Raw genomic sequence first — 20889 nt, 5'->3', positions numbered from 1 at the left:
GGAAGAGCAATGTATCGTCGAGAATTTCTAAAGATGGTGGCTCTCGCCCCGGTGGGATTTCGCGTGGCACCTATGCCAGCTTCGATACCTAGCGAAAGGCATGCGTACCTTGGGACGTCGGATGCCATACATGTCTTCGCTATCGAACAGGAGAAGTGGATTCCCTTGCAGGAGGTTGCGTGCGAAGCTCCGAGTTGTCTTGCGCGTCACCCCTTCGCCCCGATACTGTATGCCACCAACGAGCTCCAGGAATTTCAGGGGCTTCCATGCGGATCTGTCACCGTATTCGCGATCGGGAAAGATGGTCGTCTCTCTTTGGTTCAAAGGATACGGCTATCGCTTTCTGCGACTCTTCCGCGATCGATTGCAGTTTCTCCTGACGGAGCCTATGCCATAGTTCCCGCCCATGGCGGTGGATCCTACAATCTGTTTGACATCGACCGTAAGGGCTTGCTGGGCTGCATTCGAGGAGTCGTGAAGGAGACTGGAAGCAGCGTCGATCTGGCGCAGCAGGAAAGTTCCCATCCGCAGCATGCGTGCTTTGACAACAGTGGTCATATCGTGGCGGCGGATCTTGGAACCGACCGTATACATGTCCTCTCAACATCTGATGGAACTCTGAATCTGCACAAGCGAAATCAGATGCCCTCCGGTGCGGGCCCTTCTACGATTGCCGTCCATCCGACTGGATCGTTTGTTGCCGTCTCGAATCGTCTGAACGAGTCGATCTGCGTGTATCCATATGATTCGCTGCGAGGCGCGGTGGGTGAACTGCGTGAAAGTTTGCAGGGTCGGGCAATGGCCTTTCAACAGCGCCGCTCGATGCTAATGGTTGAGAGAGAAAAGCGTCTGGGCCTTTATCTCTGGCACGGCAACACGGGCCAACTTCGACTACTTAGTTCCGTGAACATTCCAGGAGCAGTGACATCGATGGTCCCTGGACACAATTCCATCCTGCTAGGTTTTGGCAATGAATTGGCTTGCATGAGTTTGGACGACCTGAGCCTAAGGCATATACCCGTAGACCTCCCCTTTCGCTGTGTCCTCAGAACGTGAGTGTGGTTTTCCCGCCGAATCCAGCCATGGCCGGTTTACGGGTCTTCTTGTCGAGTGTGCCAGTGGAATTCAGTACTCAATTTCAACATTGAGCACTCTATTTCCACGCTGCAATATTTGCTTGAGCTACTTGTATTCCGCGAGATTGCGAGTACTCTTCAATTCAACGGAGGAGAGATCTTCCAGTAGGAGAGAGAAGAGACGGTCGCCACCACGAGAACCAGGAACGGAACTCGCGAAGCACTCAGGCAACTGAAAGCTCCGAGGCGGAACCGAATAATCTCTTGCAACGATTGAGACAGTGTAAGCACATGGTGACTGCGAGCTGAGAGGCTCACTCTCCCAGGTGGTTCCGCAGTAACGGTAAGTTGCGATCCGGAAGCCGAACCGGGTCTTCGATAAATCGGAAGTAGAGGGCGGGATCTCGAAAGAGATGTCGCCCTTTTGCTTTCTGCGAAATCCCCATTCCAACCAGGACGATACAACTCAAGTCTTGTACGCTGCCCTGCTGCAAATTGGTGACGAGTCGCGGAGTTACTCAATGAGTGAGTTGGCCGGAAGGTGTTCAGAATTACAGGGGATCACCAGCTATGAAGGACTATGGGCATCCATAGGGAGTGCCTTTTGAGGCGAGGCTTCACGGTACCATGGGGTTTCCGGCGGACTGTACGAGATTGCTGGAAATAGGAGGGCTGGTGTCTAAAAGCAATGCGTCCCTTGCAAGCGTTTGTTGGGTCACCTCAGCCACAGTTGCCGCCTTCCTGTGTTTTCTGCAACTAGGTGCAATGGCCAGCCTGGTGGCAGGCCGCGCGGGATTTGCTCTCATCGCTCCGATAGCGCTGATGGCAGCTTTGCTAAGCGCATATTGGCTGGCACGGAGAGAAGGGTTACCGGGCAGGATGGGCTGGTGGCCTGTCGGCCTTGTCCTGGTTTTGCTCGCTTTGGCCCTTCTGCTTTCGGCATTTTTTTATGACTTCTCCTGGGACGGAGAGTGGTATCACCAGTCAGGGATCATCAACATTGCCCGCGATTGGAACCCTCTCTCAGAGCCGATGCGAACCTTTGCCGCCGGACGGGAGCTGTGGTTACGGCACTACGCCAAGGGGCCCTGGTTTGCCGCGGCCACGATTTACGCTACAACGGGTCGAATCGAGTGGGGCAAATGTATTAACTGGCTAATGTTTGCTGCAGCATTCTTCGGGACGCTGGCAGCATGCCTGGACGGTGGCTTGCGTCGTGGCCGCGCATTTGCAATTGCAACCGTAGTGGCAATCAACCCCGTCGTCCTCTGCGAGCTCCCTACCTTTTTGGTGGATGGGCTAATGGCGTCTTCCCTGGTTTTGACAGTCGCCGCAACCATGACCGTCCTTCGTCGACCACGTCCGGTGGTGATTGCTGCCGGAGTGGCGGCATCCATTGTCTGTATCAACACGAAATTAACTGGACTGGTTTATTTATGCTTTCTGCTCGCAGCAGCAGGACTTTGGTGTCTTTTCAAAGCACGCCGATCGCTGGTACGACTCGCCTGCCTAACGGTCGGAACGCTTGTTCTCGGCACCTGCCTCTGGGGTTACAACCCCTATGTGACCAATACGCTGTACCGGCACCAGCCTTTCTATCCCATACTTGGATCGGCGAATTATCCGAGCCTGGTGCAGCAAGGTGAAGATGGAAATGAAAAATACGAAACGCCGAAGAATATGGTTGGGCGTATGCTTCCCGTACGGTTCGCATACTCTGTCTTCGGCCGGCCGGGGAATCAGCCCTATCGTGAAGGCAAGAACGCCTCTTTGATGTGGCCCTTTACGGCACACCTTCACGATCTCTACAGCTATACCTATCAAGACCCCCGCATCGCCGCTCTCGGTCCTTTCTTCAGCGGCTGCTTTCTGCTCTCCGTCGGCTTAGGCATTTGGCTGCTGTTCAAACTCGATTCATCCTCTCGCTGGATGATGATCCTGGTTTTGGCTACGATCGTTGCTTCGCTGCTCCTCAGTAAGGATTCCTGGTGGCCGAGGTATGGGCCGCAGTTATGGCTACTGCCGATCATTCCCATGTTGTTCACCTTCAGGGAGAGCTCTTCGCGCCTTCAGGTCAGGCTGACCTGGGCACTCTTTGTTTTGCTGTTCTTCAACGCAGCCATCGTCGCTACAGTCAGATTCAATTGGGAGGCACGAGCGAGCCTGACCTTGCGCCATCAACTGCGTGATTTGCGGAACTCCGGCCAAGAGTACGAGTTCAGCACCCTCTATTTCGACGACTCGGCAAAAGAGCGCCTCACGGAGGCTCATGTGCGTTTTCGCGATCTTGGCATGACAAAGCTTCCGAATGGCCACGAATTAGAGAGCGTAGTGGCGGGATATCCCGCTGCGATTCGCTATCGCGCTGTAGGTGAGAAGTAGTTCACGAAAGGGGCTGGAGCGTCGGCAATCCGGAAGAAGTCCCGCGTTGCATCGCAGTCTCAACGGGTACCGGGACGTTGATGCCGATTTGCCATCATTGGGAGATAAGTGACGTGCAGCGCGTTTCCGAGGACCTGGGCGCCCTCGGAAACGTTTGAACTTATTTTCCAGATCACCCGCGAGGAGAGTATCGGGGCGCTGGCTGCGACTGTTGTGTTGCTGCGAGCAAAGTCGTAGACGCCTCCTCGAAGTTCCGGATCAGGGACTCATCGTGCACGGAAGGTGCAGTGATGAACTCCCCATCATCCAAGCCTCTCAGGGCAGCATCCACACAAGCTTCCGTATCCATCAGCACACCCTCACCAAGGCTGGACATCGGGACTCCCATGACGTCCCAGATCTCCGAGACAGTCCCTGAAGGAGCGACGTACTGAAGGCGGATGGCGGTCTCCGCCAATTGCTGTTTCAGCCCTTGCGTGAAGTTGAGCACGTAAGCCTTGGTTCCTCCGTAAATAGGCACCCATGGGTAGCCGGTGAAACCGACCACGGAACCGACATTCACGATCGTGCCTGCATTCCGCTCCAGAAAGCGAGGCAGAACCGCACTTGTGAGCACTGTGAGCGCCGTTACATTGAGGGCGACAAGCTTGGCAATGGTTTCAGCGGAGGTCTGAGCCACAGGTTCCACACTTGAGGTGCCTGCGTTATTGACCAGAAGCGTAATGGCGGAGTCGGCGCTGATCTTCCGCGTCGCCTCGGCCAGACCGTCCGGATGCGCAAGGTCGGCCACCAGAACCTCGACACGGATTGGGAAGCGGTCCTGCAACTCGGTGGCAAGCGCGGCGAGGCGGTCTCCGCGGCGCGCAATGAGAAGAAGATCATAGCCACGTGCCGCAAGGCGGTCCGCGTACACCTTACCGATGCCGGAAGATGCGCCGGTGACAACTGCTGTCCCAAGGGGACTCGGGGTAACCTGACTCAATGAAAAGCTCCTTTAGAAGATAGGGTCACGGAGGATATCTAGGCTCCATCGGGAGCCACAATTTCCTACCGTACGGTAAAGGATGTGCAGGGAGGCACAGGGATGCAATAATTTTACTGTTCGTTAGGAAATGAAGCGAAGTGTCTTCCCGGGAGTCCAATAGCTGGATGAAAAGCGAGACATACGTGCAGCCAGAGAAACGACGCGGCCCCGGACGTCCCCGCGGTTTCGACCGAGAAGCCGCGCTGCATGAAGCGATGCTTCTGTTCTGGAAGCAGGGCTTCGACGGAACCTCGTACACCGATCTGACGAAAGCCACGGGTATGAGCAAGCCAACGCTCTATGCGAACTTCGGAGACAAAGTCGAGCTGTTTCGACGGGCCATGGTGGCCTATGCGGAGCAGGCGACAAAGGTGTATGAGGAAGCGTTGAACCAGCCCACGTCGCGTGAGTCTGTCGAGGCTTGCTTACGGCTCGCACGTGGGTTGAATGCGCAGGCCGATGAGCCGAAGGTCTGCTTTCTTGTGCAGGGCGCGCTGACGGGGAGTGCCGACACGCAGGAGCTTCGCGACGAACTGGCCGGATTGCAACGGCAGGCCACGAAGAAGTTGCAGAAACGTTTGGAACAGGGGAAGCGAAAGGGCGAGCTACCACCGAACGCGAACACCGCCGTCATGGCGGAGTACTTCACCTCCGTCGTGACGGGCCTTTCCGTACAGGCTGCGAATGGCGCAGCAGCGAGAGAGTTGAATCAGGTCATTGAGATGGCGATGGCATCCTGGCCTAAATAGGCTTTAGCCATTCAGTATTGGCGCGGCAGAAACGGGCTTGCCCGTCCACATGGTTTGTTAGGGGTAAATGATTTGAAACTCCGCTTCAGCACGGCAGAGGACCTGGGGTGCGTGAGCTTCGCGAAGCGAAGGGCTATTCGCGTGCTTGCTCGTAATTGGAGTGGTGAGGTCAGAGAGCAATACTCCTCGACGTGTTTCACGATGGACTCGTAAAATTTCTTCATCTGCCTGCAGAAAGTAATGCACTAAAGGGCGATAACGATGTGCATCAATCCACGACAAGTTCGAGTTGACTGGTGGATGAAGTTTCCCGCGAGCCAAGTAAAGCAGAAGATGGGTTGCACCCGCGGGCGTACTGGCGCGGCGAACAACCCATGACCCGCTTGAAAGCTTTGCTAAAGGCGCTCTCAGATTCGTAACCCAACGAAAGAGCAATCTCAGCGACAGCGTCGGTAGTATGTTGCAGCCTGTCGCCGGCGAGCAACATACGCCAGCGCGTCAGGTATTCCATTGGGGATGAGCCGACTGTCTTTTTGAACCGGAGGGTGAAGATCGTTCGGGACATGCCGGCGCGTTCCGCCAGTGTTTGCAACGTCCAGCGATGGGCTGGATTCTCATGCATTGCGTTCATCGCCAAGCTAAGCTGCTTGTCCGTTAAGGCGAACATCCATCCGACACCGCCTCCGCCCCCTTCCAGATGTAGTCGTAGCGCCTGAACGAGCATCATGTAGGCGAGCTGTTGCGTGACCAGAACTCCACCTGGTCGTTGCTCGCGCAACTCCTGCCTCATGCGCTCAAGAGACCAACGCAGTGCTGCCTTATCCGATTCCGTCTGGAGATGCACGATGGGTGGCAACGCGCCCAACAGAATGCGGGCGTGACCGCCTGTGAGCGTGAAGTGGCCGCCGACGATGAGGCAACTGCCGCCACCATTGAGGGAGACGATGCCGCCGTTTCGCCCGCTCGCGTAAAACGCGGAGGCGTTGATCGGGGCAAGTGTCAGGTCGCTTGCAAGGCGTAAAGGCCGGCCGGTCGGCAACAGGAAACAATCCCCTGTCTGAAGATGCACAGCGTCAGGAACACCTTCCACCGAGAGCCAACATGCACCCGAAACGACCGCGTAGCATTTGATGCCCTCCTTTTGAGGGAACTGGATTGCCCATTCTCCCCCCACGTCGAAACCACCGGACACGTAAGTGCGTGGCTTCAGTAACGACAGAACATCCGACAGCGGGTCCATAAAATCTCCGTACGATCGAGCTAGTAATGCGAACGCCCTAACATAGATCGTATGCCAAAGACCGCATATTGTGAGGAAAGTGGTTCGCAGAACAGCCCAAGGGGACTGCGAAATCTACGGGAGGAAATATGCGGATTTTCGTCACTGGCGCTACTGGCTTTGTCGGTTCAGCGGTTGTAGAAGAGTTGATTGGAGCAGGCCATCAGGTGCTTGGTCTTGCTCGAAACGACGCGGCAGTCGATGCGCTGAAGCGAATGGGAGCCGAAGTCCACCGAGGAGACTTGTCAGACCCGAAAGGCCTTTCCCTAGCCGCCTTAGAGTGCGACGGCGTGATCCACACAGCCTACAATCACGACTGGTCGCAGGTTGCGGCTGCCGCTGAAATGGACAGGCGTGCTGTAGAGGTGTTCGGCGAAGCCCTCTCGGGAACAGGCATGCCCTTGGTCATCACCTCCGCAATTGGTTTGCTTTCACCGGGACGCCCAACCAACGAAGACGACGCGGGAGACCCCCATTCTCTTGGAGCGGTCCGTATGCCATCGGAGGAAAAGGCTCTTGCGTTGGCGACGGAGAACGTCCGATCAAGCATCATCCGGCTTCCTCCTGTTGTTCATGATCGAACGAAGCAGGGTCTCGTCACCAGAATGATCGCCCTGGCGCGCCAGACGGGGGGGGCGGCATACGTGCAGGACGGACTCAACCGCTGGCCGGCAGTGCATCGTCGGGATGCTGCGCAGCTCTTCAGGCTGGCGCTTGAAAAAGGAGCACCGGGAAGTCGGTACCACGCGATCGCCGAGGATGGTATCGCATTGCGGGCGATCGCTGAGGCAATCGGGCGGCTGGTAAACGTTCCTGCTGTCTCGAAGACTCCAGAGGAAGCGGCATCCCACTTCGGTTTTCTTGCTTACTTCGTGAGCGCCGATTTCCAGGCATCCAGCACGAAAACAAAAGAAGCATTGGGATGGAACCCGACGGGGCAAGGTTTGATCGCCGATTTGGAACTCGCCCGATAGGTGAGTTTTTCATGCGTGGATATGCGTGGAAAGTCACGCCCCAAACTACAAGGACATTCCCGATGAGTTATAGAAAAAGCTTCTTCATTCACCGAATTCTGTTGTCTATCCTCTCCTTGGTTTTCATCCTCGGGTCGGTGGAATCAACACTTGCCGAGCGCGTTGACAGCGGCGTGCCGGGGATGCTCTTCGAGCACAATGTGCCCGTCACGATGACGGATGGCGTTGCGTTGCGCGTCAACATCTATCGCCCAGAGAAACCCGGGCACTATCCGGTGCTGATGTCTATGGGGCCTTACGGCAAGGACAGCCGGATGGATTCGGTTCCAGCGTACAAGGCTTCATGGGCAAGGCTGATCGCAAAGTACCCGGATCTCTGCAAGAAGTCATCCTGTCGTTACCTGCGCTTTGAGGTGGCCGACCCCGAGCGCTGGGTTCCGCAAGGTTATGTCGTGATCGATGCCGACTCTCGTGGCGCTGGCAGTTCTCCAGGTATGCTCGACCCCTTTTCGCCTCGGGAGATCGACGATTACGCAACGCTGATTACCTGGGCAGCTCATCAGACCTGGAGTTCCGGTAAGGTCGGCTTGATAGGAACCTCTTACCAGGCCATCAATCAGTGGATGGTCGCAGCGCGGCAGCCCGAAGGGCTCGCCGCTATCCTGCCATGGGATGGGGCCTTCGATTACTACCGTGAAATCGCCTTCTACGGTGGAATACTCAATCCCGCATGGAAATTCTGGTGGGACCACCAGGTAGTCCCCGATCAGAATGGAAACGGTGAATCGCCTCTCAAAGATATGGTCAATGGTCAACGGACAACCGGTGAAGCCTTGTCCGCGGAACTGTTGAAACAGAATCGCATCGCGCCGCTCGATGCCTGGGTGAGCCACCCTTATGATGAAGCCTTCTATCACGAGCGAACACCCGATGGCAGCCACATCACCGTCCCGCTGTTATGTGTTGCCAACTGGGAGGACTGGAGCACTGTTGGCTATAGGGCCGCAGCCAGCAAGTCAAAGTGGCTGCGGATCGAAACTGGCGATCATCTGACGCCCTTCTACTCAGAAGAGTCTTTCGAGCTCCAAAAACATTTCTTCGATCATTTCCTGAAAGGCGCAAAGGATGGGTGGGACAAAGAGCCTCTGGTTTCAGTGCAGGTCAGGCGTCCGGATGGCACTTTTTGGAAAACAGATGCCGCATGGCCGTTGCCGGAGACGCAATGGACACGCTACTACCTCGATGCTGACGATGGCGAAATGGGCTCGGGAAAAAACGGGTCAGCCGCAACCGAGAAGTCGTATGCGGCAATGGGCGACGGCCTGACCTTCAAGACAAAACCATTCAACGAAGACGTCGAGTTCACTGGGCCGGTGGCGCTCAAACTGTGGGTTCGATCTTCCACAGCCGACATGGACATCTTCGCAGCCTTGCACTTGATCGATCCTGAAGGGCAAGAGATAACCTTCACCGGCAATACCGATCCGCATGTCCCCATAGACCAGGGATTCCTGAGGGTCTCTCGCCGCGCTGTCGATCCGGCGAAGTCTACGAGCTACGACTCTTACCACCCTCAGACAGAGACAGAGCCGATGGCGCCTGGCCAGATTTACGAAGTGGATGTCAATTTCGCCTGGCCTACCAGCGTTGTCGTACCGAAAGGCTACCAGTTGGCCTTAAGTATCCAGGGCAAGGATTGGCAATATCCGTCCAACGCCAAGATCGTGCCAGGCAAAGACTATGAACTTCCGTTTTCAACCAACCCAGGTCTCTTTTACGCGGCGCATCCGAATCGTGACCCGGTTCTCTATGGAGGCACAAACACTGTTGCAACCGGCGGGGGGCAGGCTTCTTACCTGTTGCTGCCGTTGAGTCCGCGCAGGCATTGATGCATAGTCCGGCTGCGTGGTGACTCCGCAAATTCAAATTGAAGAAGAGGACAACACACATGTTCGCAGTTATGGGAATCTCCGGTAATGTAGGCGGCGCGGTCGCAAACACTCTCCTCCAGCATGGAAAGAAGGTTCGTGGCATCGTCCGTGACAATTCGAAGACGCAGTCTTGGAAAGATAAGGGCGTTGAGGTTGTGACTGCCAACTACGATGACCACCTTGCCGCCGCCTTTACGGGAGTCGAAGGTGTTTTTTGCATGATTCCGCCCGATGTGGTTCCCGCCCCCGGATTTCCAGACAGCGTCGCCCGGATTGCTGCGATCAAGAAAGCCGTTCTCGCCGCCAAGCCTCCCCGAGCCGTTTTCCTTTCCTCTATTGGAGGCGAGAAGACCTCAGGCCTGGGTGCTGTTACGACCGCTCATCTTCTCGAGGAGGAGCTTGGCAGCACTGGGGTTTCGAGCGCGTTCCTTCGCGCCGGATCATTTATGGAAAACATCTTGCACAGCATTCCGACCGCCCGCACTACTGGCAAGTACTTCGCGTTCTACCAACCCCTGGAAGATCCTATTCCGCTGGTTGCCACAGAAGACATTGGCCGAATCGGCGCTGAGACCCTGCTTCAGACCTGGCAGGGGAACCGATTTATTGAGATCTCAGGGCCGACTTACTATTCTCCGAATGATGTGGCGGCTGCTCTGGAAAAGGCTCTCGATCGACCGGTCACCGGCGTTGCGGTTCCGCGAGAGACGTGGGTCGATGCCTTGGCTCAGCGCGGTATGCCAGCGGACCGTTCTGGCGCCTACATCGAGATGACCGACAGCTTTAACTCCAGGTGGATCGACTTTGGAGTGCCCGGCACCGAACACGTCAAAGGGACGATTGATCTGATCACGGCCGTGAGGTCGCTGACCAAGAGAGCCAGCTAAGCGCGACCAAGCTTCGCAGTACCGAGCCGAAGCGAGAGCAAGAGCATACTTCGGTTGCCTGACCACGCCATCTCGACAAACTAACTTGCGCTTTACTGATCAAAACGGCCACAGAACTGTAAACACCAAACGCAGCAACGCAATCCAGCTTCTCGGCTTCAAAATATCCAAGCCAGCGGAAAGCCGCGCGACCCTTACCAACTCTTGTGGCGGAAAGTCAGCAGGAAGCTTCGCCATCATCTTCGCTGCCTGATCACGACTCGCTGGTGCTTTATCTCGATTGGCTCGCTTTAACAGGGATGGCAGCTGTCGGATGGTGGGATCAGGGCAGTAAGCTGGCGTCCCGGGCTGATAGTGCCAGGATTCGGAGAGCGGGCCTGCATCCATGGCATCGAAGCCCATCTGATCCAGTAGAGAGATCACGAGTTGCTTAGCCCTGACATCATCTCCTGATACCGGAAGAGCAATGCGGTTCTTCGATCCTTTCGGGAGACCTTTGTGAAGAAGACTATCCGCTACGATGTTGTTGAATGCCTTGATGACAGGGCGCCCCAATATGTGCGAGGTCCACTCGCTCTCGACCATACCTTTATCCATCTCGGTAATGTGACCGTCGCGAAGAGGATAGTAATTTCCGGTGTCGATGATCGGCGATGCCACAGGCAGATTGGCGAGCAGGTCATTTGGGAGCGACGGAACGTTCTTCATCGGAATGGCGATGACGAGCAGATCGACTCCTTTCGCGACCCCCGAGATGTTGACGGGAGTAGCGCCAGTTTCCTGAGCGACTTTGGAAAGCGTCTCCGGGCCGCGCGAGTTTGCAATCAATACGGTGTGCTGTAGTTTGTGGAAGTATCCGGCGAGTGCTGATCCGATATTGCCCGCTCCTATGATCCCGATCTTCATGTTTTCTCCTGTGTGGCTTTGATCATGGGACGAATGTCCCGCACGTATGCGACAACGTACGTTTTCCTAGATGAGGAAACGATCGTTGTAGATTCAGCGAATGTTGTATATCCTTGATCAAGGGCGGAGAAGCATCAATGAGGACGGGGGCAAAGCGCACATCCAAAGCGGCCATGGTCGCCGAGAAGGATCGCGCGATCGTGCTTGCTGCCCATGACCATTTCCTGCGCGACGGATTTGCCGGGGCATCCATGGATGCGATTGCAAAATCTGCAGGAGTCTCCGTCAAGACAATCTACAGTCACTTCGCTAACAAGGACGAACTTTTCAGCAACGTGATGATCGCGGCTTGTACCGACCATCTTCTTTCAAATGAACTCCCCCCCGATCCGGTGATTGCGGAGCGATTCGCCTGGTTCCGTGAGGCAACGCAACGCGGTCTCATGGAAGCCGGCCGAGAATATCTTCGGCATTTGCTCTCAGAGGAACAGCTGGCGCTCTATCGCGTCGTGACGCGGGACGCCGACCGATTCCCGGACTTGGGCCGGCAGTATCATAAAAATGTCGCGCGGGGCAGGACAGGCATTTTGGTCGCCTATCTCAGGAGCATTGCTCGAAGAAGATCCTGGACAAAAAGAGATGCAACACAAGATGCTGCTCTCTATGAGGCGTTGCTACGCGCTGGCATTTACGAGGAGGTTCTACACGGCCTCGTAAATGCAAACTCAGAGACAATCAAGACGCATGCACGTTTGGCTTCCAAAACTATGTGGAAGTTGCTCACAGCCAACGGCGAATAAGTAACCGAGTACAAAGCTGGGAGCTACCTAAACTGTTTCGATGCCCGTAAGGGCGAAGAGGCATCCGTAGCCGCCGACAGGATCACGCTTGAGATGTACACGCAGGCGACGCTGCGACAGGAGGAACGTCCGAGACGTGCGGATTAGAAACGAAAAACGCACTTTGCGGCAGTAATCCGCATGCTGATTTCAGTAAGTTGGCTGGGCTATTGCGCGTTGTTCATCTCGTTCACGACTCGGTTCACCAAAATGTTTTGGCTTCCACAGTCGGTTTGCCCTGCATCCCGTTGACTACCTGCGCGCTAAGGACGACTTCAAAGTTCTTCTTACCCCAGTCGGCGCCGGCGCTGTCCGCCAACTGTTTCAGCGCTGCCTCATCGGTCAGGAACTCACCGGCGGCCCTAGTCCCGCTGCCCGTAATTCCCGCCGCGACCAGAACTATCTGGCCGGTGCCTTCGTCTGTGAAGCGGGCGGCTATCGCATAATCTTTGAGAACATCACTTGCCCGTGCCTGTGCGTTGACTTGCCACGCGTGTGATTCGGGGTGCTGAGTGTCTGCGATCCAATAAACCGGATTCGAGTCCACGGGCCTTTGAAAGTGAAACCTGAGTGAGGACGTTCTGTTCAGCGTCCAGTCATTGTTAAGCGCTCCAATCAGAACAACCGGCCCTTCACGAAGCTGAGAGGAAACGGTCGTCCGAGAATTCTGAACCCTGAAAGCCTGTCCGTGAGCGTCGGCCAGAGACGAGAATCTGCTGAGTACCTGAACATCAGAAAAAGGAACAAAGTCGTTCCTGTTCGCGAACGGCTGAAGAAACGCGTCATCATCGGCCCCGCTCTGGAGCTCAATCAGTTGGGTACCCGCAAGAGTAGCCATCTTGGTTCCACCCACGCAGAGCAAGATAGGCTTGCTGCTGGTGAGCAACGGAGACCAGACTTCTTCGAGTGCTGATCGTTGTTTGTTGAACTGCCTCCCATATCGAGCGCCCAAGGCCACTATGACGACGATCAGACCAGAAACTATCAAACCTGCCGGCCAATAGATTTTTTCTGTCCGCTTGGACTGGCTCACAGGCTCTGCGATAGAGGGAACATCCGCAGGGAGCATCTGGATAGATGGAACATCCGAAGGAGGCGTTTGGATCGAGGGAACGTTCGCGAGAGGCGTTTGAAGGATGTGCGCATCCGATGGAGGTTCCGAGAATACGGGAACATAGGATCCCGGATTCAATTCGATCCTTAGTTCGTTCGCATGCGCTGATGACTGATAGTACTGGACGAGCCGCTTCCTGACCTCTACGGCGCAAAGACGCACGACAGGATCGAGATTGGTGTCGTAATCCGGCGGACGATGAAATACCTCTATCCCGATCGTTCGCTCTTTCAAGCTATCTTCGTTTTCCCGAAGAGTCTGCTCCACGATGTACTGGAGCATGCCCGGATAGCGTTTACTAGCAGTGAATCTGCTGTCGCTAACAAGCCTTTCGAGTTGCGAACGCACGAGCTGCCTTTCGCTCTCGGTCTTCGGGTGCCAGGCACCTATCACTGACCCAGCCGACGGCATAGTCTCATTTTCTCCCAGCCGAAGATTCGGAGATCTGAACGTAGCACACGCTTGATACGGCTCGCTACTTTATTCAAAGAACTGCCCTCCTATCAATAGTTTGCGACATGTAACAAACCCATTCAGAGGTATCGAACGCTGGAGCTACCGTAGCGGTATTGACAACTCCATTGTTCAACCTGCTGAATGCAAAGTTGATCCGGAAATAGTTTCTCACATGAAATAAAGCATGAGGTTGGGACCACAGTAGCTCCAACATCATCAACGAGAAGCTCGACGCTCATTCTCAATGAGCGTCATGCCAAGGATCAGGAACTGCGAGTGGTCTCAGGCAGCAAGAATCTGCGAGGCGCTCTCAGTTATTGGAGGCAACATGTTGCAGTTGAAAGCATCACGCTCTATATGGACAGTTCTGTTCTTCGCCCTCTTCCTCGTTCTGCCGCGACTTTCCTACGGGCAAGGGCAAACCGCGATTGTAGGCACGGTCACTGACTCTACGGGAGCTATTGTTCCTGGGGCAAGCGTCGTGATCACCAATAGCGCCACCGGCATCGGCCGAACACTGGAAACGAATGGTAGTGGCGATTTCAACGCACCCGGTCTGAGTATCGGGACATACACCATAAAGTGCAAAAAGCAGGGCTTTAAGGAATTTACGACGACCGGGATTCCTTTGAACGTCAACGACACCGTCCGCATAGATATCAAGATGGAATCTGGTTCGGTTGAGCAGAGCATTACTGTTACCGCTAACGCGCTACAGGTTCAGTCCGATTCGAACGCAATAAGCTACCTGATTTCGGGCGACCAGGTTTCGCAGCTTGATATTAACGGGCGCAATGTGGTCGGGTTGACTGCTCTCGGGCCCGGTGTCACCTCGAATGCGTCAGACTTTGTCATCCCTACGCAGACCTCGAGCCTTTCCCCTAGTTTCAATGGAATGGGGCCAGCCAACAACCGCTGGATGATCGATGGCGGTGAAGCTTACGATCGCGGCGACGCCGGCGACCTGAACGTAGCACCCTCACCCGACGCGATTGCCGAGTTTAGGGTGCTGTCCAGCAACTACACCGCAGACTATGGCTTCGGCTCCGGCGGCACCATCTCCATGGTGCTCAAGTCTGGTGCTCGTCCGTTCCATGGCGCACTGTGGGAGTATCTGCGAAACGACGCGCTCGACGCGAACAACTATTTTTCTAACCTATCGGGCACACCGAAGCCCGAACTACGTTTCAACACCTTTGGTGGAAACCTGAGCGGGCCACTCTTTATCCCTGGCCATTACAACGCCGATCGATCTAAGACATTCTTCTTCGTCAACGAAGAGGACCGCCGAATTGTATTAGGCGGAGTGTCCAACAGCACCGTTCCCACGGCTGCGGAACGGAACGGCGATTTTAGCGCGCTAACAAGGCCAATTTATGTTCCCAACGTCGGAGATCCGGCCAAGTTGGCTCAGTTTACCGCGCTCGGACTTGTTCCAGGACAGCCATTTCCGGGTAACAAGATCCCCGGCTCTCTTCTCGACCCGAATGTTCAATTATTTTTAGGGACAGGGGCTCTGCCACTCCCCAATTCGGGAAATCAATATATCACCAGCGCGAACCAAACAGTCTTTCTACGCGAGGATGTCGTGCGCATCGATGAAAAAGTGAACGATAAGATTGCGCTCATGGGGCACTTCATCCACGATGCCGATTCGCAGTTCTTTCCAGGCATTTTCGGCGGTGTTCCCACGGTCGGATTTCCGTTGAGATCGCCTGTCTATAACTCAGTTATTCAGATGACGTACATCTTCAGTCCTAACCTGATCAATGTGGTGGGATCCGACTTCGACGCCGACGCGCTTTATTACGGCATTAGCGGTACTTACAAGATCCCGTCCGGATGGACGGTCAATAAATTCTTTCCTGGCAACGATCCGACCAACAGGCTGCCTACGTTGTCCATCGGCCAGCCATTTAACAACTCCTACCAGCCGGGATTTCTTCCCTATAACAATGACGGTCTCGGCTACACCGAGCGCGACGACCTCTCGTGGACGAAGGGAGCGCATAACTTCAAATTCGGAGCCTCATTTCTGCACTACACAAAGAACCAGGTCGTTGGCGGCGACACCGAAGGGAACTACTACTTCGGAGGGAGCTATACAGCCGGATATGCAGCAAACGGCTCGACGAGTGTACCGGGGAACGGCTTCGCCGATATGGTCCTGGGCACGGCGGATAGCTATTCCGAAGCGGAGTTGCAAGACAGGAGACATTATCGGGAAAACTTTGCAGGGGTCTATGCGATGGACGACTGGCGTTTCAAGCGGCGTCTGACCTTGAACCTTGGCCTCCGCTACGAGGCGTTGCCCCGTCCCTATGAAAAATATGATCGTGTCTCCAACTTCATTCCCTCCAGCTACAACTTTTCGAACGCGCCCGTCTTCAATAGCGACGGCAGCATCAGTGCGAGCAGCCCAGGAGTTTCGACAGTACCCGGAGTTGCCTTGTCGAATGTTCCGTTCTATTTGAATGGCATTGAACTCGCTGGCCGCAACGGATTCCCAAGCGCGTTGGGGAAGAACTATTGGGGCACATTCGAGCCCCGGATTGGCTTTGCCTATGATCTGTTTGGAAACGGCAAGACAATCCTCCGCAGCGGGGCCGGCATATTCTTCGATCAGGTCGCGCAAGGGAGTATTTACAATGCCGCGCAGTCGAATCCACCGTTCTCCAACAGTCCGAGCGTAAACAACGTCTATTTCTCGAACCCGGAGACCAACACAATCAACGGGCAGACGACCAGCGCGTTCCCCATCTTACCCGCTGGGCTTACAAGCCTTGCCTACAACTATCCCACTCCGGAGACGGCACAATACAGTTTTGGCATAGAGCAGCAACTCATGGGCAACTCGGTGTTTACGATTGGATATGTGGGCAATGCGAGTTGGCACCAATATATGGAGCGCAGCATTGACACCGTGCCCCTAAACGATCCTCACCGGTTAGCGATAGCGGCGGGAACCTACAACGCAAATTTCGATCGTATCTATCCGGGATACAGCGGCATTACACAGCAGGAAACGAGTGCCAATGCCAATTACAATTCGTTGCAGACGACCCTGCGTACGGAAAACATGCACGGCCTGAGCCTGCAACTGGCCTATACCTGGTCCAAGGCCATGAATGTGCAAACCGTAGAGCAACAACTGACTTCAGGGTCCATTTCCAATCCCTTTGACCCAAGATTCGACTACGGGCCCAGCGATCTGGATCAAACGAATGTGTTCAACGCGACCTACATCTATAAGGTGCCTTTCGGAAATAACTTGTCCAACGGGTTTGCCCGTCAAGCGCTGGGGGGCTGGCAGATTTCTGGAGTGACCGCCATGAAGAGCGGAATGCCATTCACCCCGACATTAGGCTTCGACAATGTCGGTTTGGGCGGAGGCACAACCGAGCGCCCCAATCTAGTGGCGCCGGTCAAATACCTCCACTCCCGACTGGCGTGGATCAGCACGAATTCTTTTGCAACTCCTGCCGCACTTTCTTTCGGAGATTCGAGACGTAATAGTATTCGCTTGCCGGGGCGCGATGAATGGAGCCTTGCGCTCTTTAAAACGTTTGCCCTCAATCGCAAGGGAACGGAACTGCAGTTCCGCGCAGATTCCTACAATACGTTCAATCACACACAATTCCAAAACGTAGATGGCGGGTTTAACGACGCCACCTTTGGCCAAGTTACTTCCACCTGGGATCCTCGCGTCTTGCAGCTCAGCCTCCGTCTGTCCTTCTAACGCACCCCTTGAAACCCCCATGAAAGTGATATGACGAGCAACCTTTCACGTCGCACCATCATCAAGCAGGCCGCGCTCAGTAGTGGCGGCCTGCTCCTTTCCTCCGCTTTCAAAGACAGGGGATCAACTGTCCTCGCTTCAGATACGTCGTCGGAACGAACAGACCGCGACCGCCTTCTTCAGTACTTCGCGGCGAATGCGCGTAAGCTTCTGCGCAACCCTATGGGGGTGCTGCACCAGCCAAGCATCTCTCCAAGCCTCCCTGGCGCCGAGTATGTGACGTCGCTCTGGGACTGGGATACGCTCTGGACAGCGCGTGGGCTCTTTCGTGTAGCAGAGCTTACGAACGACGCCATGCTGAAGCACGACGTCGCGGAGCACGCGCGCGGCTGCATTGCCAACTTCTTTGATCACCAGTCCGCGGAGGGACGCATACCTATGCTGATCTCCGTGGACGATCCAGATCCCCTCGGGTGTCTCCGAGGCAAGACGCCGCACATTGAAAATCAGGCCAAGCCCGTGATGGCGCAGTTAGGTCTTCTCATTACGGAGCAGACCGGCGACGCGAAGTGGTTCGAACCCTACCTATCAAAGCTCATTGCGTTCTATCGGTCCTGGAGCGTGAATAATCTCAGTAAAACGGGACTGTATGTCTGGGGAGACGACGTTGCGATCGGAAATGACAACGATCCTACGACATTTGGCAGACCATTTTTCTCCTCCGCGAACCTTCTGCTGAACTGCCTCTATTATCAGGACCTAAAGGCTGCTGCGGAGATCGCTCGGCAGTTGGGACGCAGCGAAGAGCAGCGTCAGTTCCAGCACGATGTGACGCAGCTTGGCGCTGCCATCCAGAAAGAGTGCTGGGATGCACGCGACAAGTTTTTCTACACCGCTGATGTCCAATGTGTAGACCGGCGTGCCGAGTTGATTCCAAAGGTGAAGCGCGGCATGGCGATGTCGTGGGACTCGGTGCCATTGCGGATTCAGACCTTCACTGGGTTTCTTCCCATGTGGTGTGAATTGGCAACTCAGGATCAGGCCGTCTCACTCGTCGAACACCTGCGCAATCAAAACACCCTTGGAGCGAAGTATGGTGTTCGCACGCTCTCTCGTGCGGAGCGAATGTACTCGGTGGAGCGAAGCGGTAATCCAAGCAATTGGCTCGGTCCTATTTGGATCATCTCCAACTACCTTGCCTGGAAGGGGCTCGTGAACTACAAGTGCACGGTCGATGCGGCGAAGCTTGCGAGCAGTACCGTTGCACTTCTAGCGAAGGACCTGGAGACGTCGGGTTCGCTCAATGAGTATTACCACCCAGACACAGGAGCAGCCTTGAGCCACAAGGGCTTTATGGACTGGAATCTTCTGGTCCTCGAAATGATCTGAAAGGACTGAGCCGAGAGGCTCACGTCCGGTCCTGTGAGGAGACCTGGGTGAAACTCCCAGTGCCGACTCGACCCAGATCTTCAATGCTGCATGCGTGTCGACATCGGCTTCGGCACCGTGATCTTCACTGCCTCTGCCCCTAGGCTGACTCCATTCCTTCCGACTGCGAAGATCGTATAGGTCACGGACTCGCCGCGCTCCGGCGCCGGCTCGGCAAACTTTGCTGTCGTCAATCCCATCGCTACCGTCCTTCTCGCCGGCTCGAGCGTGCTCGTCCGCTCGACGCGATACACATTCGCGCCAGGCATTGTGTCCCAGGTCAGTATTACCTTTCCACCCTGTATCTCGGCCTTTACCCCTGATGGAGCCGCGAGCCTCGTCGCTTCGTGTGCGGGTAGTAGCCCGTATACGCAGAACTGCCCAGTCCCTACGTTCTCCGCACCAAAGCTCGCTAGATAAACCCTCCCATTTGCGATCGTTGGCGGCGCCATCTTCGAATACTCTCCGCAATCATCCCGCGCTGGCACTTCAAGGGAGTTCCATAGCTCATGCTGAATGTCATCGGCGTCGTAGGCGTGCAGAATCCCCGGCCGCGACTCGTGCCAGGAGTCACCCGTCGCATGGATCGCCGCCCAGAGAATCCCATCCTTGCCGCCGTTCGCCGAGAGCGACAGCATTGCTCCGGGATGCCCCTCATTCGGAACTTCACGCATCATTGCAGGTGTCTCCGCCAGCCGCTCTCCTGTGAACTTGTAGACCTTCGCCTTGTCCCTTTGCCCCCATACATACAGCATCGCGCCTTGCTTGGCGCTCACCCAGTACACCAGGCTGTGCAGATGGGAAGCGGTCGCCTGAAAATGCTGCACCGCATGTTCATCTCCAAGGTGGCCGAAGTTTCGCGTATCCAGCGTGTACAGCACGCCTTCCTTGCCGCCGCCCAGCACCAGGTGCGTCCCTGGGATTAGCGTCGCTCCCGAGGAGTTCAGATCGTTGTCTTTCTTATCCAGAGTTAGATGATTCGTTGGTGTGAACCAGTCCAGCAGCTTGAGACGCGGAGTGAGCTTCAGAAAACTCTCGCTAAAGTTCTTCACCCCATCCCAGCTTCCATTGCCGGTCACCACATATACGTTACCCTCAGCGTCCGCCGCCGGCCCCTGGCCCGACTGCCAGATGCTCGCCTCCATCCCTGTCGGCGACGTATTGAAGACGCTCACCTGCTCCAAGGTGTGTGCGTCGTATGCCATCAGATAGCCGTGGTAGGGATCCTTGTCGCAGTGCGACGCATACCCCACATAGACCATGCCGTTTGCCAGCATCAGCGCCGGACGCTGATTCTGCATCAAGGCGTCGAAACCCGGAGCCTTGATCACCGCCGGACTCGCCGGGAGGTCCGCACCCGTAGCCAAATCCAACTCGTGCAGACGTTGAGTAAATCCCGTGCCCGCCTGGGTCAGAGCCACCACGTACAGTACGCCTCGCGTCTTGTCGATTACTGGCGTCCCGATGATTCCCATCTTCCCGTTGATATCAAGACAGCCGAAGTTCGCACTATGCAGGTTCGCCGGTGTCCCGAAGTTTACGTGCCAAATTGGTGCTGTAGCCTCCGTATCATTTGCGTCGAACGCATATACGCTGTTGTTCACTGTCGTCACATATACGATGTCGTGTGTTCCGCCACCCACTGTAACGTTGGTCACGACCAGCGGTTGCGTATAAAGTTGATCGTCCACCACTCGTTTGAACAGCATGCCGAACTGCGACTTGTTCACATTTTCGGGTGTCAACACGGTCTCGTGCAGGTTTGTGCCCGTGCGTGCATTGTCGTTGTGTTGAGTCAGTACATCCACCTGCGCATCCGCGCGTCCATTTGCCATTGCGAAAACGCATAAGCTAGCGAGAAGACCTGACACACCTTGCAACAAGGACCCACCAATGATTCGCATCCGTCTATCTCGATTCGACCTATTGAAATATGTGCGCTGAGCAGGGCATGCGAGGGACATAAAAATTATTGACTCGCGGCCAGACGCAGCAGCTCCCGAAGGCTCAATTCTAACGTCACACAGAATCGGCAGGTAGTTAGACGAGATCCTCCGTCGTACAGAGGGGAGACAGTAACTGCGGCGAGAAGGCTGAATAAATCG

At 55.5% G+C, this 20889-nt stretch carries 14 protein-coding genes; 9 read left to right on the top strand and 5 right to left on the bottom strand.

What is annotated here, in order from left to right:
• Nucleotides 1-9 precede the first annotated feature (9 nt).
• The gene (locus GSQ91_RS16385; RefSeq protein WP_158822838.1) at nucleotides 10-1056 is read left to right on the top strand and encodes a beta-propeller fold lactonase family protein; all 1047 of its coding nucleotides are present in this window, start codon (nucleotides 10-12) and stop codon (nucleotides 1054-1056) included.
• Between the two features lie 695 nt (nucleotides 1057-1751).
• Entirely contained in the window at nucleotides 1752-3458 is a 1707-nt protein-coding gene (locus GSQ91_RS16380) for a hypothetical protein (protein WP_158822837.1), read from the top strand.
• 172 nt (nucleotides 3459-3630) lie between these two features.
• Here GSQ91_RS16380 and GSQ91_RS16375 read toward each other — a convergent pair whose 3' ends face one another.
• Nucleotides 3631-4440, bottom strand: coding sequence for an SDR family oxidoreductase (locus GSQ91_RS16375; RefSeq protein ID WP_158822836.1), 810 nt, complete (start codon nucleotides 4438-4440; stop codon nucleotides 3631-3633).
• A 167-nt stretch (nucleotides 4441-4607) separates the two neighbouring features.
• On the opposite strand from GSQ91_RS16375, the gene GSQ91_RS16370 reads away from it, so the two are divergent.
• Nucleotides 4608-5231 carry a TetR/AcrR family transcriptional regulator gene (locus GSQ91_RS16370; RefSeq protein ID WP_158822835.1) on the top strand — a complete coding sequence of 208 codons (624 nt, stop codon included), beginning with the start codon at nucleotides 4608-4610 and terminating at the stop codon, nucleotides 5229-5231.
• 268 nt (nucleotides 5232-5499) lie between these two features.
• Here GSQ91_RS16370 and GSQ91_RS16365 read toward each other — a convergent pair whose 3' ends face one another.
• Nucleotides 5500-6471, bottom strand: coding sequence for an AraC family transcriptional regulator (locus GSQ91_RS16365; RefSeq protein WP_158822834.1), 972 nt, complete (start codon nucleotides 6469-6471; stop codon nucleotides 5500-5502).
• Nucleotides 6472-6599: 128 nt separating this feature from the next.
• On the opposite strand from GSQ91_RS16365, the gene GSQ91_RS16360 reads away from it, so the two are divergent.
• The 3 genes from GSQ91_RS16360 to GSQ91_RS16350 all read left to right on the top strand — a co-directional run bounded on the left by GSQ91_RS16360 (nucleotide 6600) and on the right by GSQ91_RS16350 (nucleotide 10302).
• Nucleotides 6600-7484, top strand: a complete 885-nt coding sequence (locus GSQ91_RS16360; RefSeq protein WP_158822833.1) for an SDR family oxidoreductase — start codon at nucleotides 6600-6602, stop codon at nucleotides 7482-7484.
• A 62-nt stretch (nucleotides 7485-7546) separates the two neighbouring features.
• Nucleotides 7547-9373 (top strand): CocE/NonD family hydrolase, encoded by a 1827-nt coding sequence (locus tag GSQ91_RS16355; RefSeq protein WP_158822832.1) that lies wholly within the window; start codon nucleotides 7547-7549, stop codon nucleotides 9371-9373.
• Between the two features lie 59 nt (nucleotides 9374-9432).
• Entirely contained in the window at nucleotides 9433-10302 is an 870-nt protein-coding gene (locus tag GSQ91_RS16350) for an NmrA family NAD(P)-binding protein (RefSeq protein WP_158822831.1), read from the top strand.
• A 99-nt stretch (nucleotides 10303-10401) separates the two neighbouring features.
• Here GSQ91_RS16350 and GSQ91_RS16345 read toward each other — a convergent pair whose 3' ends face one another.
• Nucleotides 10402-11256: an NADPH-dependent F420 reductase gene (locus tag GSQ91_RS16345; protein ID WP_256370390.1), complete on the bottom strand. Its 855-nt coding sequence runs from the start codon at nucleotides 11254-11256 to the stop codon at nucleotides 10402-10404.
• A gap of 89 nt (nucleotides 11257-11345) precedes the next feature.
• Between GSQ91_RS16345 and GSQ91_RS16340 the strand changes: the two genes are divergently transcribed.
• A complete protein-coding gene (locus GSQ91_RS16340) occupies nucleotides 11346-12008 on the top strand; it encodes a TetR/AcrR family transcriptional regulator (RefSeq protein WP_158822829.1) in 663 nt (220 codons plus the stop codon).
• Between the two features lie 241 nt (nucleotides 12009-12249).
• On the opposite strand, the gene GSQ91_RS16335 is transcribed toward GSQ91_RS16340, so the two are convergent.
• Nucleotides 12250-13395: a hypothetical protein gene (locus GSQ91_RS16335; RefSeq protein ID WP_158822828.1), complete on the bottom strand. Its 1146-nt coding sequence runs from the start codon at nucleotides 13393-13395 to the stop codon at nucleotides 12250-12252.
• A gap of 550 nt (nucleotides 13396-13945) precedes the next feature.
• Between GSQ91_RS16335 and GSQ91_RS16330 the strand changes: the two genes are divergently transcribed.
• Both GSQ91_RS16330 and GSQ91_RS16325 read left to right on the top strand, forming a co-directional pair.
• Nucleotides 13946-17356 carry a TonB-dependent receptor gene (locus GSQ91_RS16330; RefSeq protein WP_158822827.1) on the top strand — a complete coding sequence of 1137 codons (3411 nt, stop codon included), beginning with the start codon at nucleotides 13946-13948 and terminating at the stop codon, nucleotides 17354-17356.
• 30 nt (nucleotides 17357-17386) lie between these two features.
• Entirely contained in the window at nucleotides 17387-18745 is a 1359-nt protein-coding gene (locus tag GSQ91_RS16325; RefSeq protein WP_158822826.1) for a trehalase family glycosidase, read from the top strand.
• Between the two features lie 80 nt (nucleotides 18746-18825).
• Here the strand turns inward: GSQ91_RS16325 and GSQ91_RS16320 are convergent, their stop codons facing one another.
• The gene (locus GSQ91_RS16320) at nucleotides 18826-20619 is read right to left on the bottom strand and encodes a hypothetical protein (RefSeq protein ID WP_158822825.1); all 1794 of its coding nucleotides are present in this window, start codon (nucleotides 20617-20619) and stop codon (nucleotides 18826-18828) included.
• Nucleotides 20620-20889 lie beyond the last annotated feature (270 nt).

The sequence above is a fragment of the Granulicella sp. S156 genome (genome assembly GCF_009766105.1).
Taxonomy (GTDB): Bacteria; Acidobacteriota; Terriglobia; order Terriglobales; family Acidobacteriaceae; genus Granulicella.
This window is presented reverse-complemented; position numbering and strand designations above follow the sequence as displayed.